We start from the raw sequence: 15378 nt of genomic DNA, 5'->3' as shown, positions 1-15378 counted from the left end.
AGCAGATGCGTTAACCCCTGATCGCATGATTGCGGTTCACGAACTGACCCCTGTCGATATGGCAGACAGCAAAATCCAGCTTATCTTGGCAGGAGAGAGATTGTTCGCCGAACGAGGGGTAGAGGCGGCGTCACTCCGAGAAATCGCTGTCGCCGCCGGGCATGGGAACAATAATGCCGTGCGCTATCATTTCGGATCCAAGCAGGGGCTGGTTCAGGCGATTTTCCGGCATCGTGTGGTGCAGATGGAGCCGGTTCGCGCAAAGCTTATGGCCCGCCTAGAAGCCGCCAGTCTTGAAACCGATACACGCTCGATCTTTGAAGTTATCGTGCTACCATATTTCACGCTGCGCGCGCCCGATGGGACATTTTCCTATCCAGCGTTCATCCTTCAATACCTGCTTTATCATCGCCCCCGGGGAATCCAGCATGCCGCAGACGAGGCTGGGGCGCTCTCATCGGCCCTCAACACAGCACACCAACTGCTTCGCTCCAGAATCGGCTATCTTGCTCCAGAAATTGTCGAAGGCCGCATTCTTCATGCGATGATTACCTTCGTCACGGCGATTATCAGCGCGGAAAATGCTGTGCCCAAGTTATCGACTGAGCAATACCGCGCCCACATTGATGATGCGATTGATCAGGCGGTGGCGTCGATGGTTCTGCAAAATTCCCCGCGCGACGCGTCACTGGTGCGTGAATTTGCAAACACCCCCTGACAGTCTGGTCCGTCGCTCAGGAGAGAGGCAGGCCTGACTCATCATTCGGAACGTATGGCATTAGTGCGGCACCACGCCTAGTTCAAACCCGGTCTTGTCGTGCAGCGCAAACCGGTCGACGATATCTGCGCTGGCTGCGTTGTAGCCAAGTACTTCGACCTCACGCCCATCACGGCGCAGGCGGGCCACGATCTTATCGAGTACTCCCACCGCCGAGATATCCCAGAAATGCCCGTATGACACATCGATCGTTACGCTATCCGCGTAATCCTCAACGTGAAAGGCGCGGGTGAAACGATCGACTGAGGCTGTCCGTCGTCAGAACATTCGGCACAACTCGCGGCGTAGATTAGCGGAGTGCGGGCCTCATCTCGGGGGTGATGTTAAGCGGCGAGCTTGCGGTGTTGCAAGCGCCGATGTTCGATGGTCTGCCGTTTGATCCTTTCGCGCTGTTTTATGATGGCCGGTGCCCTGCCGAAGTAGGCATCGGCAGGCGTCACGTTGTTCAGGCTCTCGTGGTACCTCTGGTAGTTATAGTGCACGACGAAGGCCTCGACCTGAGCCTCAAGGTCGCCGGGCAGGAAGTAGTTTTCCAGCAGGATGCGGTTTTTCAGGGTCTGGTGCCAGCGCTCGATCTTGCCCTGGGTCTGGGGATGCATCGGGGCGCCATGCACATGGCTCATCTTGTTGGCCTCGATGTATTCCGCCAGTTCGCTCGCGATGTAGCTGGGGCCATTATCGCTGAGCAGCCTGGGCTTGTGCAGTACCGTGGCGCTGTCACAGCCGGACGCCGCGAGCGCGAGGTCCAGCGTGTCGGTCACGTCCTCGGCCCGCATGTTGGTGCACAACTTCCAGGCGATGATGTAGCGTGAGAAGTCGTCGAGCACGGTCGACAGGTACATCCAGCCCCACCCGATGATCTTGAAGTAGGTGAAGTCGGTCTGCCACATCTCGTTCGGCCGGGTGGTTCTGGTGTGGAACTGGTCGGCGGCCTTGATCCCGACGTAGGCCGGGCTGGTAATTAGGTCGTGGGCCTTGAGCAGCCGGTAAACCGTGGCTTCCGAGACGAAGTAGCGCTTCTCGTCGGTGAAGCGCACGGCCAGTTCGCGCGGGCTGAGCTCGCTGTAGCCCAGCGCCATCTCGATGATCTGGTCCTGCACCTCGGGTGCGATCCGGTTCCACACCCTGCTCGGTGCCGATGGCCGATCCTGCAGCGCTTCCGGGCCACCCTCGAGATAGCGGTCATACCAGCGGTAGAACGTCCGGCGGGCTATGCCGAGCTGGTCCAGCGTCCGCTTGGCGGGCAGGTGCGACTGCTCGACGATCCGGATGATCTCGAGCTTCTCGGATGCGGGATACCTCATTCGTCGTCGCCCCCATCCGCGATCATGCTTTTTTTCAGCAGACGGTTCTCGAGCGTCAGGTCAGCCCCGCATCCCTTCAGAGCGCGGGCTTCGCGGCGCAGATCCTGCACCTCGCCGGTGGTTGCAGCGCGGGCGGTGTCGCCGGCCAGGCGCCGCTTGCCCGCTTCCATGAACTCCTTCGACCAGGTGTAATACAGGCTTTGGGCAATGCCTTCCTTACGGCACAGCTCGGCAATGCTGTCTTCGCCGCGGCGGCCGTCCAGCACGATGCGGATCTTGTCTTCGGCCGAGAAATGCCGGCGGGTCTGCCGCCGAATGTCCTTCACAACACGCTCAGCAGGGGCCTTTGCCGACGTTTTTTTCAAGGAGGGTTGCGGCTTCATCTTCGTTCCTTCGTCACTACGACGAAGCCGCAACCCTCCTTAAATCACAACCTCAAATCTGTGCCATTGGTGCTGACGGGGAACAAGCCAGCCTGCTCCATGGCTCCGTTCGCCGTAACGCCTGACGAATTGGGCCCGGCATGGCACGATGGTCGCGTAGTTGCAATCTTCGGGTCGAACGCAATGGGAAACAATTTGGTCTGGTAGACGGTTCGCAGATGGCGTTTTCATTTCCAGAGTTGATTGCTTACGCCGCGCGGACCCGCGATTTGGTGCCGGGGACAATCATCGGTTCGGGGACAGTTTCTAATCGGGAATATGCCGAACGTGGTTCAGCTTGCATCTCGGAACGCCGAGCGATTGAGATGATAGCGGTTGGAGCGCCGCAAACAGAATTTCTCCGCTACGGAGAGAATGTGCGCATGACGGGCATAACGTTATCAGGGCACAGACCTTTCGGCGATATCCTTCAGCAGATAGTGCAGGCCTGACTCCAGTCAGCTTGGTCTAGCTGCTTGAGCCCAATATCTCGCGGACGGAAGGTCGATACAACTCGCAAGGATCAACTCCGGCGCGTGTGCAGACGAAACGGGCGCGTCCGAGCCTCACTCAAACTTGCGACCCCGGTTCCAGACCATGAGCCGTAGCGTAGCTACAAATGACCGGTGTCGGCGCAACCTGACGTTTCCATTCGCAGCGTCGACCGGCAGGAATGTTGTCTAATTGATTGTGGTATTTCTCTTCCTTTTTCCCGTTCGCCAATGGTTGTCTTCGAGGTCATCGGACAGCTGAGGCAGCTTCTCGTCCGAGCCTTCATGATCGCGGCCGAGCGGAATAGGTGGACGTCTTTGTGTCCCAAACGAGGTTCGACCCCCTACTTTCTTGACGAGATCGTCCTGGGCATGGCTGATCGGGAAGAGAAACGCCGGGCTCAGGCCCAGCGGAACTTGGTCTCGTTCAGCCAAAGCGAGTGGAGTAATGCGGCGAGCTTGCGCGCGACCGCCGTTCTGGCACGCTTGGCGCCTTTGGTTTCGGCCATTTTCCTGCCCCACGCCTGAAGGGCGAATGGCGGCTTCATAGAGCGCCTTGCGCAACATGGGGTCGCCGGCCTTGGAGATGTGCCCGCTAGTGTCGCGTTCTCCCGATTGGCTACGTCGAGGCACGAGCCCTGCATAGGCGCCGACATCGTCGCTTCTGGCAAAACGGCGCGGATCTTCGATGGTCGAGGTGTAAGTGAGCGCGGTGATCGGTCCAACGCCAGGAACGCTCATCAGCCGGGTGCAGACTTCATCTGCCTTTGCCCGTTCATTGAACAGGCGATTGGATGCGCGCAGCTGTTCCTCAATGGCTTCTTAGAGGCAATGAGCGGGTCAAATAGCGCCTTCAGATCAGGCCGCTGGGCGTAAAAGGCAGTCAGGCGCTCTGCCCGCCGGCCCGGTGTTCTGGCGGTGCCCATACGAAGGCCGAACAGCTTCAAGAGACCACGCAGTTGGTTGGCCATGGATGTCCGCGCGGTGATGAGCTGGCCGCGGATACGCAGCGCGGCTCTGTCGATATGCGTGGCCGACGCCTTCATGTGGACACGCTTGAACCAGCCGGTGCGTGCCAGCTGAGCAAGTCCTTGTGCGTCGTGGACATCGCTCTTGTTCACTCGTGCAGATAGGACGCCCTTGGCGTGCCGCGAACATATACACTCGACCGCGACACCACGTTCGGCCAGTCCATGGTAGAGGAAGGTCGACAGCGTTCCGGTTTCCAGCACCACGCGCACGAGATCCGGGCAACGCCGGGTGAGCCACTTGGCCAAAACATCGGGATCGCTCGCGACAACATCCCGCCGCAAAACCTTAAAAGCTTACCATCGGCATCGACCACGCAGATATGCGTCGTCTTGTCACTTACATCTAATCCTGCGTAGATCGACATCGGTCACCCTCCTGCATTGAAGCGCCAAGGCGACTTCGTACCATGCACGAGGGTGGCTACATCAATTACGCGGTGTCCCAGAAGCGGCATTCCGCTTCTGGCAGCACGCGACCAGATCAAGTCGTTCGCGCATGGAAATGTAAAGACGGCTTTAGAAAGAAGCTGCCGCGCTCCTGTCCTGCAAGAGTCATCCTGATCTGGTTTCGCGGACGGAGGGCGCCGTCAAAACAATGACACGAGCAGAACCGCCAGGGCCAACGCAGGCAGAGCTAACGCAAACGCTGCGCGCGGGCGCCATGACATAGCCAGAACGAGCACCACTGCGGCGAGGCAGATCTGCACCACCCCCACAACGGTGCCCTGCTCTAGCCCGAAGCGCCGGACAGCCAGCAACAGCGCAAGAGCGAGCAACGTCGCGCCAATCCCGCGCGCATGGTGTGCATGCGGCAAGGGAATGCGCCCGGGACGAGGCCGGTGCCTGTTCATTGCAGCGGCCATGGCAGCAAATCCGGCGTAGGCGGCAAGACCCGCTTCAAACGGCATCGGCGGCCTCGTTCGAAGCGTTTGCGGTGGGCGCACGGACGGAGCGACGTGGCGCTTCCCGACGTCCGTCACGCGCACGCGCTGCGGCAAATCCCAACGTGGCGGCTATCGCGAGCATGGCAAGATCGAACGATACAAACAGCCAATCGCCGGCGCGCAGGCTTGGCAACAGGCCCCGGTCCGTGGACAGCGCATTCGCCACAGGGACAGCCGCAAAGGCCAGGGCCGACAATGCCAATGTCTCCACCCAGGCACGACGCACCGGGCGTAGCAGCGAAAGTGCAGCCAGGCCAAACCAGGTCCAGAACATCGCTGACACCTCCATATCGGCCCGGCCCGAAAGGTCGGAGGGGATCAACCGGTTAGCGAGGAAGAATGCGGCCATGCCCGCTGGCAGGCACGCAACCGCGCCGATATTGAGCCGCTCGACCAGCCGGAAGCCGAAGAACGGTGGCTGGCCGGGCTTGCGCCGTTTCGCGGTCCACAATAGTAGTCCGGTCCCGACCATGGCGGTGCCGGTCAGGCCGAGCAGAAATGCGCTCCAGCGCAGCACAGGGCCCGCAAATTTCGCCATGTGCAGACCCAGCATGACCCCAGCCGTAGTAATCGCTGGACCCTGCGGAGGAGATCCGTCCAGTCGGACACCGGTCGCGCCCGAATAGGTAACTTGCCCAGCACGGGCGTTAAGCTGATCGGCTCCGCGCAGGATCGTGACCGTCGCGGTGTCGTCGCCAGGGTTGCGGATGATGACGGTACGCGGCTGCTTACCGTGCCATTCACGGATGGCCGCGTCGACCATCGGGCCGAGCGGTGCCAGCGTGGCGGATCGGCCGGATGGTTTGTCCTCCCGGTCAGTTCCATAGGCTTGAGATGCGAAAGTCTCAGGATCCTTGTAGTTCGCCAGCATCGGCCAGGGCATGTACATCAGCACAAGCGTGAACAGCCCGGTATAGGTAATCATCGCGTGGAAGGGCAGCGCCAGCACCGCCGAGACATTGTGCGCGTCAAGCCACGAGCGCTGGCCCTTGCGCCAGCGCAATGTGAAGAAATCTGCAAAGAAGCGCTTGTGCGTGATCACGCCCGAAATAATCGCGCTGAGCATGAACATTGCACATAACCCCACCAGCCAGCGGCCCCACGGGTGCGGGAGCTGCAGCTGGAAATGGAAACGGTAGAAGTGTTCACCGCCGCGGGTTTCGCGTGCGGTCAGTGGCGAACCAGTGGCGGGATCAAGCATAAGTTCAGGTCTGCGCGGCGCGGGCGGTGCCTTGGGGTCGGAATTAGGCCGTGCGCGAGTAAATACCCGCGTCACACCAGCACGATCGTCGGGCAGATATATGTACCACTGTTCGTCTCCGGGATAAGCGGACTCGAGATGCGCTACCGCGGCATCGGCTGCATGCGCAGCGCTGACGGGTACGAAGCGCAGTTCGGGCTGCATCCAGCGGGTGATCTCGGGCCTGAAGTAGCTGGCAGTACCAGTGAGGAACATCGCGAAAAGTATCCAGCCGGCAAGCAGGCCCAGCCAGGTGTGGATCCAGGCCATCGACTGACGCAAGCCGCGTGCCGCAGCCGCTGTTGCGGCACTCATGCGCGTGGCCCCAGCAGAAGCAGGATGCCGGCAAACAGCGCCGCGCTACCCCACAGCGTGATGGCCGCCCGGCTGAGTCTTGGCTCGTGGAACGTCCACAGGCCAAGCAGGGCATAGAGCAGGAACGAGAAGGTCATGCCCCATGCAGTCGCTTCAACGGGGGCGACCGGCAGCAGCCTTGCCACAAGCGAGGCCAGCGCGGCGGCCGCGCAATAGCCGCCAACCAGTGCCGTCACGCAGCGCGCGCTCATCCGCCACGCCTCCTTGCTGACGCTTCCGATCCTGTCCGTCGCCATTGCGCTTCCCTGTTCTGCAAACGGGTTGCGTGTAACGATACTGCCCCCTAAGAGCAATTGCGAATCATTACTATTATCAAGAAGGGGGCTCATGTTTTTTTCATCTCATTCCGGCGCAGCATCACGCATCGTCGGCGCACGTCGCCGCGCGGCCTTGTTAGCCACGTCCGCCGCGCTGGCGGCGCTGCTGCCTGAACACGCAAACGCCTCCGATGCCGCTGAAGCTGAAGCCGAGAGATCTGGCGCGACCATTATTGTTACCGGCCTGAAGGACCAGCAGGCGGCGTCGGGCACCAAGACCGGCACGCCACTGATCGTCACGCCGCAGACCATAACGGTGATCGACAACGAGGAACTGACCCGCCGCAATGTGCTGTCGATCAATCAGGCGATGGGCTATGTTGCGGGCGTTGCCGCCAACCAGCGGGGCGGCATGGTTACGCGCTATGACCAGCTTATCCTGCGCGGCTTCTCGCCGGGCGTTTTCCTCGACGGCATGCGGTTGCTCGCCGGCCCGTATTCAATGCCGCAAATCGACTTCAACCGCGTCGACCATATCGACGTGGTCAAGGGACCGGCTTCGGTCCTCTACGGCAATTCGACCCCGGGCGGTCTCATAAATCTGACCAGCAAGACGCCTGAACCGGTCGCATCGGGCCGCATCGAGGGCCAGATCGGCAATTACGCGACCAGACGCCTCGTTGCCGACATCAACCAGCCGCTGACCACCGACGGCCAGCTGCTCGCCCGTGTCGTCGGTGGTTGGCAGAAGGGCGACGGTCTGACCAGCGGCACGTTCAGTGAACGCTGGCATATCAGCCCGATGCTCACTTTCGCGCCAGATCCGTCGACGAGCTTCACCCTGATCGGCACTTATCAGCACTCGCCCAGTGGCGGCGGCTATTCGGGCGTGCCTGCCTATGGCTCGGTGCTCTCCAATCCGTTCGGTGAATTGCCGCGAGACCTCAATACCGGCGATCCGGACTACGAACGCTATAACCACAAAGCCAAGTCGGTCGAACTGTTGTTCCGTCATGACTTCAACGAGAACCTGACAACGCGCTCAAGCGCCCGCTACCAGAACAGCACGCTGTCATACCGGCAGCTTTATGTGGCAGGCTTTGCGACGACCGGAACCGGAAGCAACCGCAATTCGGACTTTTCGACAATCGTGCGCGGCGGCGGCGGCGCGGACGAGGATTTCGATACGCTAACGATCGACAACAACCTCAACGCAAAATTCGACACAGGCCCGCTGAAGCACAGCGTGCTGGCAGGGCTCGATTACCAGCGCATCACTGGCGAGAACTTCCAGCAATTCAACAGCGGCCAGACCAGCAACCCGCTGACCAGTATCCCCAACCTCAATCTGTTTGCGCCGACATATGGCGGCACGTTGCCCACCTTCGACCTTACCGTGCTATCGAGCGCCTATACGAACACTTACAGCAAGCGCGACCAAGTCGGGATCTATCTGCAGGATCAGATTGCGATCGGCCGCCTTCAGCTCATCGCCAGCGGGCGCAAGGACTGGTATACGCAAAATAGTTTGAACAAGAAAAACAATAGCGTCACCAGGCTGCAGCAGGACGCCTTCACCATGCGCCTTGGCGCGCTCTACGAGTTCGCGTTCGGCGTTTCGCCCTATTTCAGTTATTCGGAATCGTTCGAGCCACAATCGGGCTCGACCTACCTCGGGGTGCCGTTCGAGCCGGTGACGGGACGCCAGTACGAAGGCGGAATCAAGTATCAGCCGCACGGAGCCAACGCCCTGTTCACGGTGTCGGTTTACGATCTTCGGCGCCAGAAGGTGCCGGTTGGCGATCCGCTGGCTGGCACGGGCGGCATTCCGTCAACCTCGCAGATCCAGATCGGCGAAGTGCGTGTGCGCGGGGCTGAATTCGAAGGACGCGGTGAAATCGCGCCTGGTTTTGATGTCGTCGTTGCGGCGAGCTATACCGATGCGATCATCACGCAGGGCGCACCGGCAACGGCCCCAACGTCCACAGCCACCGCCATCCCGACGACCACCGGAACACGCCAGCTCGGCACCCCGAAATGGGCGGCGTCAACGTTCCTCTCCTACGATTTTGCTAAGGCGGGCGGTGCCACGGGAGCACTCGCAGGGTTGAGCCTTGGCAGCGGCCTGAGGTACGTCGGAGGATCCGACGGTACGACGACTTATGCCGTGATCAACGGCCTTGCGACCTTCGAACGCTTCACCACGAAGGGGTTCGTGCTGGTCGACGCTGTCGTAGGCTACGATCTCGGCAAGGCGTCCGCAGCACTTGGTGGCTGGATTATCGCGATCAATGCCGCCAACCTGTTCGACAAGACCCACGTCTCAGCCTGTCCCTTCAACAACAGCTGCTATTACGGCGCGGCACGGACCGTCGTGGGATCACTGCGCTACAACTGGTGACCGCATCGCCCCGACACATGGACCTACAACGGCCCATCATCGCACAGCTACGCTGGTGCAGGAGTCGTCCACGACATCACCTCACTGCTCGCAAAATCAGAGCCTCAATTCACCAGCCATTTCTTCGATCAACGTGTAGTGAAACTGCATCATGCGGTTTGTTGGTTGTTGGGCCATGAAGAACTCCAGCTCAGGGTCGATCACGGCACTGCGTTTGCCCTTCAGGCCTTCCAGTACGGCTAGCCCGCAGAACGGCACATAGGCTTCGGCGTAACCCCCTTCGTGGACGATGGCGAGGCGCCCTTCACACAGGTCATCGGCAAGGGAGACCATGCGCTCGGTCATTTCCCGGAAAGTGTCGGAGTGCAGCAGCTGGCGTGCCAGCGGATCGACTGCGTTTGCATCCAAACCGCTGGCAATCACGATCAAGTCGGGATCGAACTGGCGCAGTGCCGGAATCACGATCCGGTCCAGCGCGGCAAGGTATGTCTCATGACCGCTTCCCGCCGGGAGCGGAACGTTCAGGTTGGCGCCGAGGCCTACGCCTTCGCCGCGCTCTTCAAAGCCTGAATAGCCCGGCGGGAAACAGCGGTCCTGGTGAATCGATATGGTCAGCACGTCAGCCCGGTCATAGAAGATCGATTGCGTGCCATTGCCGTGGTGTACGTCCCAATCGACCACGGCCACTTTGTCCACGCCATGGCGCGCCTTGGCAACCTCAATCGCAATCGGGATGTTGGCCAGCAGACAAAAGCCCATCGGCTCGTGCGCCAGGCAGTGATGCCCCGCCGGGCGGCATAGCGCATAAGCATTGCGCGCGCGGCCAGTCAGTACCGCGTCCACCGCTTCAATGGCCAAACCTGCCGAAAGGCTGGCAATCTCGAACCCGCCCTTGCTGAATGGCGCAAACACGCCAAGTTCGCCGCCGCCTGCATCGCTCAGCCGCTTGAATTCATCGATGTAGCTTGCCGGATGCACGCGCAGCAGATCCTCGCGCGATGCAGGGGCGGCGCTGCGCACCTCTAGTGCGCTGTCGAACCCGGCCGCACGCACCAGATTGAGCAGGCGGCGCTTCGACCCGGGCGTGTCCGCTCCATAGCTTCCGGCAGGCGGCTCGACCCAGTCCCCGACCGGCAGGAACAGCGCTTGCACGCCGGTGCTGTGCCAGAACGTGCGCTCATCGGTCAGCAACAGCGTTGCATCGCTCACTTGGTATTTCCTTCGGCGGCAAAGACTCTCTCGCCCGCGATATAGGTGGCAAGCACACGGGTCTTGTGGATTTCCCCTGCTGCCACGGTCAGCGGATTGCGGTCCACCACGATCACGTCGGCCAGTTTGCCGGGCTCGATCGTGCCGCCCTGATCCAGACGGCCCATTTCCGCAGCGCCGTTGCGGGTCATCACGGCCAGCGCCTGTTCACGGGTGATCCGCTGGCCAGCGTTGATCGGCTCACCGGTTGCACCTGGAACCTGCCGCGTCACCAGCGTTTCAAAGGCAATCCACGGATTGACCGAAGGCACAACGGGCCAGTCCGATCCGATCACGACGTTTGCGCCGCTTTCAACAACGTCGCGCATTGGCCACAGGCGCTTCATCCGTTCCGGCCCCACGGCTGCGGCAATATCGACCGATGTGATCGGCGTGGGCCACCAGATGTAAGGTGAAAGCTCCCAGGTGAAATGCAGGTCGCGCGCGCGCGGCACATCGGCCTGATCGATAAAGGTGTTGTGGCCAATTTCGTGATGCTGCCCAGTGTAGCCGTTGGCCTTGCGCGCAGCGGCAATCGCATCGGCAGCTTCGCGCACCGCCCCGTCACCTGCAGCATGGAACTTCACCAGAATGCCCTGCCGGTCAAATTCCGCAAGTGCAGGGAACAGCACATCTTCGGGGATCAGTTTGAGGCCAGAGTTGGCCGAGCCTCCCTTCGTATCGTGGGCATGTTCATCGGCACCATGCGCATAAGGTTCGATCATGGCAGCGGTGCGGCCTTCCAGCGGCACGCCATCAAGAAACATCTTCACGCAATCCAGCTTCAGCCGCCCGGCGCTCAACGCCTGCCGCTGCGCGATCAGGCCTTCGCTGTTGCCAGAATTCGGCCCCCATACGATGCAGCCGCGCGCATACTGCTTTAGCCCGCCGCTGCGAGCATAGGTCGAAAGCCCGCCCACCATCTCACGCCGCACCGCCGCATCGGTAAAGCCGACGATTCCGTAGGACAGCATCTCGTCGGTTGCCACTTTCACTGCGCGGACCTGATCGTCCTGCGAAACCTTGGGCATGAACTTTTCGATATCGCGGGAAGCCACTTCGCGCAGCACGCCGGTGGGCTCACCTTTGGCATCGCGATCAATCACCCCGCCCGCTGGATCGGGCGTATTGCGCCCTATGCCGGCGATCTGCAGCACGCGCGAGTTGACCCAGACGCTGTGCAGGCTTTCATCATTGAGCAAGACCGGATTGTTCGGTGCTGCGGCATCCAGCAGGCGGCGGTGCTGTTCCCCCGGCTTGAAAGCGGCACCCACCCAGCTGCCGCCCGTGATCCATTCCCCCGGCTTGGCCTTGGCCGCACAGGCCTTGACCGCGGCCACGATCTCCTTTGCCTTCGCGCCTTGCGCAAACCGGCAGGACAGCTTGTCCTGACCGGCAAAATACGTGTGTACATGCATGTCATAAAGGCCGGGCATCAGCGTCTGCCCGGCAAGGTCGATCCGCTTTGCGCCTTCCAGCGGCAGCTTCTCGATCTCTGCCACAGACCCTACCGCCACGATCACGCCTTTGGCTACGGCCACGGCCTGCGCCGTGCCTGACGGGGTCAGCACTGTCCCGTTGACGAAGACCATGTCGGGCCGCGGAGCATCGAAAGCGGTGGCCATCGCGCTATCGCCTTGCGCATGGGCTGAGACCGTGGTCAACGCCACAGCGCAGACCGCCGCGTGTGGAAGCAGGGAAAACGCAGCAGGTCGGATCATGGCGGTTGCTCCTTTGGCCAGCATCGAGTGCTGGATGGCTGCGCGATCAATGCGCCGCGCCTGAAAAAGCTTAGGCCAAATGCGCCGGTCAACCGGCTTGGCCAAAGCGGCCAATGTCCTGTTTTGGCATTGAATCCATACCGCAAAAGACCAATCGTGCCAGGCTATGGCCTGTAAGCGGTATTTCCCTGCGCAAACTCGCGAATTTGCGGCGTGACCGGGCCGACGATCTCGGTCGTAGTCTTGCGCCATATTGTCCATTGCCTGGACCTTGCAGGCTATCCACCCGAGCCGCTGCTGGCCGAATGCGACATCCGGCGCGAGAGCCTCGACGATACCCGGGCGATCATGCCACTGGCCGATTATCTGGCATTTTTCGAAGCGGCGGCGCAGCGTGCGGGCAATCCCTGTCTTGGCCTTCAGGCCGGAAGGCTAGGCGGGGCAGACAGCCTTGGCGCACTCGGCTTCCTGTTCTTCAGCGCGCCGACGCTGCTCGCTGCCTTGACCGGCTTCGATACTTACCTGGGTGCGATTCAAGAGGCAGTGCGCCATCGCTTCAAGGTTTCAGCAGGGATCGCGACGTTCGAATATGCGCTGACCGATCAGGCGCTGCAGAATCGGCGGCAGGATGCAGAATTTTCGCTGGCGCTGATGTATAACCTGTGCCGCAGCTTTGTCGGACCTGAGTTCGAACTGGTTGAAGTGCGGTTCGAGCATTCCCCGCAAGGCAATGCTCGTCTGCACCGTGACCTGTTCCGCTGCGAGATCTATTTTGATCAGGAGACCAATTCGTTTTCGTTCGAAGAGTCGTTCCTGTCCCGCACCGGCGGTGCAATCGATTCGGGGCTTTTTCCGATTATCGAGGAGCATCTCAAGCGGAGCGCCGGGGATTCGCTGCGCAGGCATGGTCTGGTGCGCGAAGTGCGCCGATTGCTGGAATGCAGTGCGATCGATCAGGCAATCACGCTAGAAAGCGTGGCAACGACGCTGGGTGTTTCGGTCGCTACGCTTAACCGGGTGCTGCGGGCAGGGGGCCTGCGCTGGCGCGATCTGGTCCACGAGCGGCGGATGACGGCAGCCGCACGCCTACTGCGCCAAAGCCACCGTGACATTGCCGAAATCGCGTTGGCTGTGGGTTTTGCCGAAAGTGCCAGCTTTGTGCGCAGCTTTGCCCGGCATTATGGCCACACGCCAAAGCGTTACCGGGATGCAAGTCTGGCTTGATCCTGACAGGTCGTTATCGCGCGGGCAGGGCATAGGCCACCGTGGCATCGCCCAGCCGCGTACCGAAACCGCCATGCCCACCGGCTGAAATGATGACATATTGCCGCCCGTCGGTATGGCGAAAGGTCATCGGCGTGGCGGTTGCAGGCGCTGGAACGGCCACGCTCCACAACTCGCGCCCGGTCTGTGTGTCATAGGCGCGGAACCGGCTGTCGAGGCTGGCCCCGATGAACACGAGCCCGCCGCGCGTGACGATTGGCCCGCCCTGATTGGGTGCGCCCCATTCAGGCGGGCTGATCACGCCGCTAGGCAATTTGACCTTCCCGAACGGCACCTGCCAGCGTAGCCGGCCGGTGCGCATGTCTATCGCCGTCAACTGGCCCCATGGCGGCGGATTGCAGGGCGCGCCCAGTGGCGACATCAGTACTTCGCGGAGCATCATGTAAGGTGAACCCTGCATTTCATAGACCGAAACGCCGGACCGCTTGTCGCGGCTTTCGACATAGTCCGACCGGGGTTTGAGCGTGACCGAGGCGACAAGGTTCGATGAATTAACCACGGCAAGCCCACTGCCCGGATCATAGGCAATGCCACCCCAATTGGTGCCGCCCAGAAAGCTTGGATGCAGCACGCTGCCTTTGGTCGAAGGCGGTGTGAACATGCCCGCGTTGCGCAAGGCGGCCATGCGTTTGGCGCAGTGGTGTTTGTCAAACCACGCCATTCCCCAGGCGTCATTTGCCGCAATGGATTGCGACGTCACCGGGCGGGGCAGGACCGGCATGGGTTGCGTGGGTGCGGCCGCTTCGCCGGGAATGTCGCTTTGCGGCACGGCCTGTTCGGCAACCGGGAACAGCGGCTGCCCGGTCTGGCGATCAAGCACGAAGATGTTGCCGGTCTTGGTGCCCTGAATCACCGCCTCAGTCGCGCGGCCCTCATAATCGATGGTGGCCAGGGTGGGGGCCGATGGCAGATCATAATCCCACAAATCATGGTGGACCGTCTGATACGACCACAGCTTGCGCCCGGTGCGCATATCCAGCGCGACCACGGCATTGGCATCGGGGATGCGGCCGATGCGATTGACGCCCAGCGTATCCCAGCTGGCGCTGCCGGTGGGCACGAATACCCAGCCGCGCTTTGCATCGACCGACAGCGGCGCCCAGGCATTGGCCGCGCCGGTTACTGGCGAAAGATCGTCGGGGATGGGATTCCAGCTCCACAATTCGCGCCCGCTAACCACGTCAAACCCGCGCACGATCCCGTCGAGCGAATTGCGGAACATGTTATCCTGCACCGCCACGCCGACCACAACCACATTGCCCCAAACCGCAGGGGGCGATGTGTTCGCAGGCTTGCCCTCGCCCTTGTAATCCAGTGCTGCCAGATCGATCTTTCCGCCATTGCCAAAGCCTGAGCAGGCGGTGCCGCGATTGGCATCTATCGCCATCAGTTGCGCATTCTGCCCCGCATAGACGATGCGCCTGCCGCAATTGCGCCGCTGCTCTGCGGGATCAGCGGCTTGCCAAAAGGCCACGCCGCGACAATAGTTTTGCCGATACATGTTGCCGCTGCGCGGCTTCTTCGGATCGAACGACCACACCTCGCGCCCGTTGGCCGGATCGATTGCCACGACCCTGCCAAACGGTGTGCAGCCATAGAGGCGTCCATTGGCATAGATCGGGGTCATTTCGCTGACCGTGGATTCTACCAAAGGGTCGCTGCCATCGGCCACTTCTCCACTGTGCCATGTCCACACCAGCTTCAGCCGTGCCACATTGCTGCGGTTAATCTGATCGAGCGCGGAATACTTGGTCGAAGATGATTGCCCGCCATAACTGGGCCAGCCTGTAGCATCCGCCTCGGTGATCGCGACGTCTTTCGAGGACCTTGCAGGCTGCGGTTGCGGGTCCGCGCTGCATCCCGCTACCGCCAGGATCGCCAT

General features: G+C 61.3%; 13 protein-coding genes and 1 pseudogene. 4 read left to right on the top strand and 10 right to left on the bottom strand.

Features of this window, described 5'->3' with window-relative positions:
• Positions 1 to 25: 25 nt before the first annotated feature.
• On the top strand, positions 26 to 718 hold the full coding sequence (locus OVA07_RS01380; protein WP_268169674.1) for a TetR/AcrR family transcriptional regulator: 693 nt from the start codon (positions 26 to 28) through the stop codon (positions 716 to 718).
• Positions 719 to 778: 60 nt separating this feature from the next.
• Here OVA07_RS01380 and OVA07_RS01375 read toward each other — a convergent pair.
• Both OVA07_RS01375 and OVA07_RS01370 read right to left on the bottom strand, forming a co-directional pair.
• Positions 779 to 1027, bottom strand: a pseudogene (locus OVA07_RS01375) (STAS domain-containing protein); the annotation flags it as partial.
• 74 nt (positions 1028 to 1101) lie between these two features.
• A protein-coding gene (locus tag OVA07_RS01370) for an IS3 family transposase (protein WP_268169673.1) occupies positions 1102 to 2465 on the bottom strand; the annotation gives its coding sequence in 2 pieces (ribosomal slippage) (positions 1102 to 2117 and positions 2117 to 2465; 1365 coding nt in all).
• Between the two features lie 140 nt (positions 2466 to 2605).
• On the opposite strand from OVA07_RS01370, the gene OVA07_RS01365 reads away from it, so the two are divergent.
• Entirely contained in the window at positions 2606 to 2956 is a 351-nt protein-coding gene (locus OVA07_RS01365; RefSeq protein WP_326493078.1) for a fumarylacetoacetate hydrolase family protein, read from the top strand.
• A gap of 228 nt (positions 2957 to 3184) precedes the next feature.
• On the opposite strand, the gene OVA07_RS01360 is transcribed toward OVA07_RS01365, so the two are convergent.
• The 5 genes from OVA07_RS01360 to OVA07_RS01340 all read right to left on the bottom strand — a co-directional run bounded on the left by OVA07_RS01360 (position 3185) and on the right by OVA07_RS01340 (position 6776).
• Entirely contained in the window at positions 3185 to 3736 is a 552-nt protein-coding gene (locus OVA07_RS01360) for an IS110 family transposase (protein WP_268169672.1), read from the bottom strand.
• The gene (locus OVA07_RS01355; protein ID WP_268169671.1) at positions 3736 to 4272 is read right to left on the bottom strand and encodes an IS110 family transposase; all 537 of its coding nucleotides are present in this window, start codon (positions 4270 to 4272) and stop codon (positions 3736 to 3738) included. The genes OVA07_RS01360 and OVA07_RS01355 overlap by 1 nt, the downstream gene beginning before the upstream one ends.
• A 341-nt stretch (positions 4273 to 4613) precedes the next feature.
• Positions 4614 to 4934: a DUF3325 family protein gene (locus OVA07_RS01350; protein WP_268169670.1), complete on the bottom strand. Its 321-nt coding sequence runs from the start codon at positions 4932 to 4934 to the stop codon at positions 4614 to 4616.
• Positions 4924 to 6492 (bottom strand): PepSY-associated TM helix domain-containing protein, encoded by a 1569-nt coding sequence (locus tag OVA07_RS01345; RefSeq protein ID WP_268169669.1) that lies wholly within the window; start codon positions 6490 to 6492, stop codon positions 4924 to 4926. Before OVA07_RS01345 ends, OVA07_RS01350 begins: the two co-directional genes overlap by 11 nt.
• Positions 6493 to 6521: 29 nt before the next feature.
• Positions 6522 to 6776 carry a hypothetical protein gene (locus OVA07_RS01340; RefSeq protein WP_268169668.1) on the bottom strand — a complete coding sequence of 85 codons (255 nt, stop codon included), beginning with the start codon at positions 6774 to 6776 and terminating at the stop codon, positions 6522 to 6524.
• A 13-nt stretch (positions 6777 to 6789) separates the two neighbouring features.
• On the opposite strand from OVA07_RS01340, the gene OVA07_RS01335 reads away from it, so the two are divergent.
• Positions 6790 to 9243: a TonB-dependent siderophore receptor gene (locus tag OVA07_RS01335; protein ID WP_268169667.1), complete on the top strand. Its 2454-nt coding sequence runs from the start codon at positions 6790 to 6792 to the stop codon at positions 9241 to 9243.
• Positions 9244 to 9339: 96 nt separating this feature from the next.
• Here the strand turns inward: OVA07_RS01335 and OVA07_RS01330 are convergent, their stop codons facing one another.
• Positions 9340 to 10452, bottom strand: coding sequence for a class II histone deacetylase (locus OVA07_RS01330; RefSeq protein ID WP_268169666.1), 1113 nt, complete (start codon positions 10450 to 10452; stop codon positions 9340 to 9342).
• A complete protein-coding gene (locus OVA07_RS01325) occupies positions 10449 to 12212 on the bottom strand; it encodes an amidohydrolase (RefSeq protein ID WP_268169665.1) in 1764 nt (587 codons plus the stop codon). The genes OVA07_RS01330 and OVA07_RS01325 overlap by 4 nt, the downstream gene beginning before the upstream one ends.
• Before the next feature lie 213 nt (positions 12213 to 12425).
• Here OVA07_RS01325 and OVA07_RS01320 point away from each other — a divergent pair, with 213 nt between their 5' ends.
• Complete coding sequence (locus tag OVA07_RS01320; protein ID WP_268169664.1) at positions 12426 to 13436, top strand: AraC family transcriptional regulator; 1011 nt, start codon at positions 12426 to 12428, stop codon at positions 13434 to 13436.
• A 13-nt stretch (positions 13437 to 13449) separates the two neighbouring features.
• On the opposite strand, the gene OVA07_RS01315 is transcribed toward OVA07_RS01320, so the two are convergent.
• On the bottom strand, positions 13450 to 15378 hold the full coding sequence (locus OVA07_RS01315) for a pyrroloquinoline quinone-dependent dehydrogenase (protein ID WP_268169663.1): 1929 nt from the start codon (positions 15376 to 15378) through the stop codon (positions 13450 to 13452).

It is taken from the genome of Novosphingobium sp. SL115, from assembly GCF_026672515.1.
In the GTDB taxonomy this organism is placed as follows: domain Bacteria; phylum Pseudomonadota; class Alphaproteobacteria; order Sphingomonadales; family Sphingomonadaceae; genus Novosphingobium.
This window is presented reverse-complemented; position numbering and strand designations above follow the sequence as displayed.

Coding starts and splice junctions, on each gene's coding strand:
- OVA07_RS01360 (WP_268169672.1), bottom strand. CDS start 3,736: ATGAGCGTTCCTGGCGTTGGACCGATCACCGCGCTCACTTACACCTCG.
- OVA07_RS01380 (WP_268169674.1), top strand. CDS start 26: ATGATTGCGGTTCACGAACTGACCCCTGTCGATATGGCAGACAGCAAA.
- OVA07_RS01315 (WP_268169663.1), bottom strand. CDS start 15,378: ATGGCGATCCTGGCGGTAGCGGGATGCAGCGCGGACCCGCAACCGCAG.
- OVA07_RS01365 (WP_326493078.1), top strand. CDS start 2,606: ATGGCACGATGGTCGCGTAGTTGCAATCTTCGGGTCGAACGCAATGGG.
- OVA07_RS01325 (WP_268169665.1), bottom strand. CDS start 12,212: ATGATCCGACCTGCTGCGTTTTCCCTGCTTCCACACGCGGCGGTCTGC.
- OVA07_RS01350 (WP_268169670.1), bottom strand. CDS start 4,934: ATGCCGTTTGAAGCGGGTCTTGCCGCCTACGCCGGATTTGCTGCCATG.
- OVA07_RS01340 (WP_268169668.1), bottom strand. CDS start 6,776: ATGAGCGCGCGCTGCGTGACGGCACTGGTTGGCGGCTATTGCGCGGCC.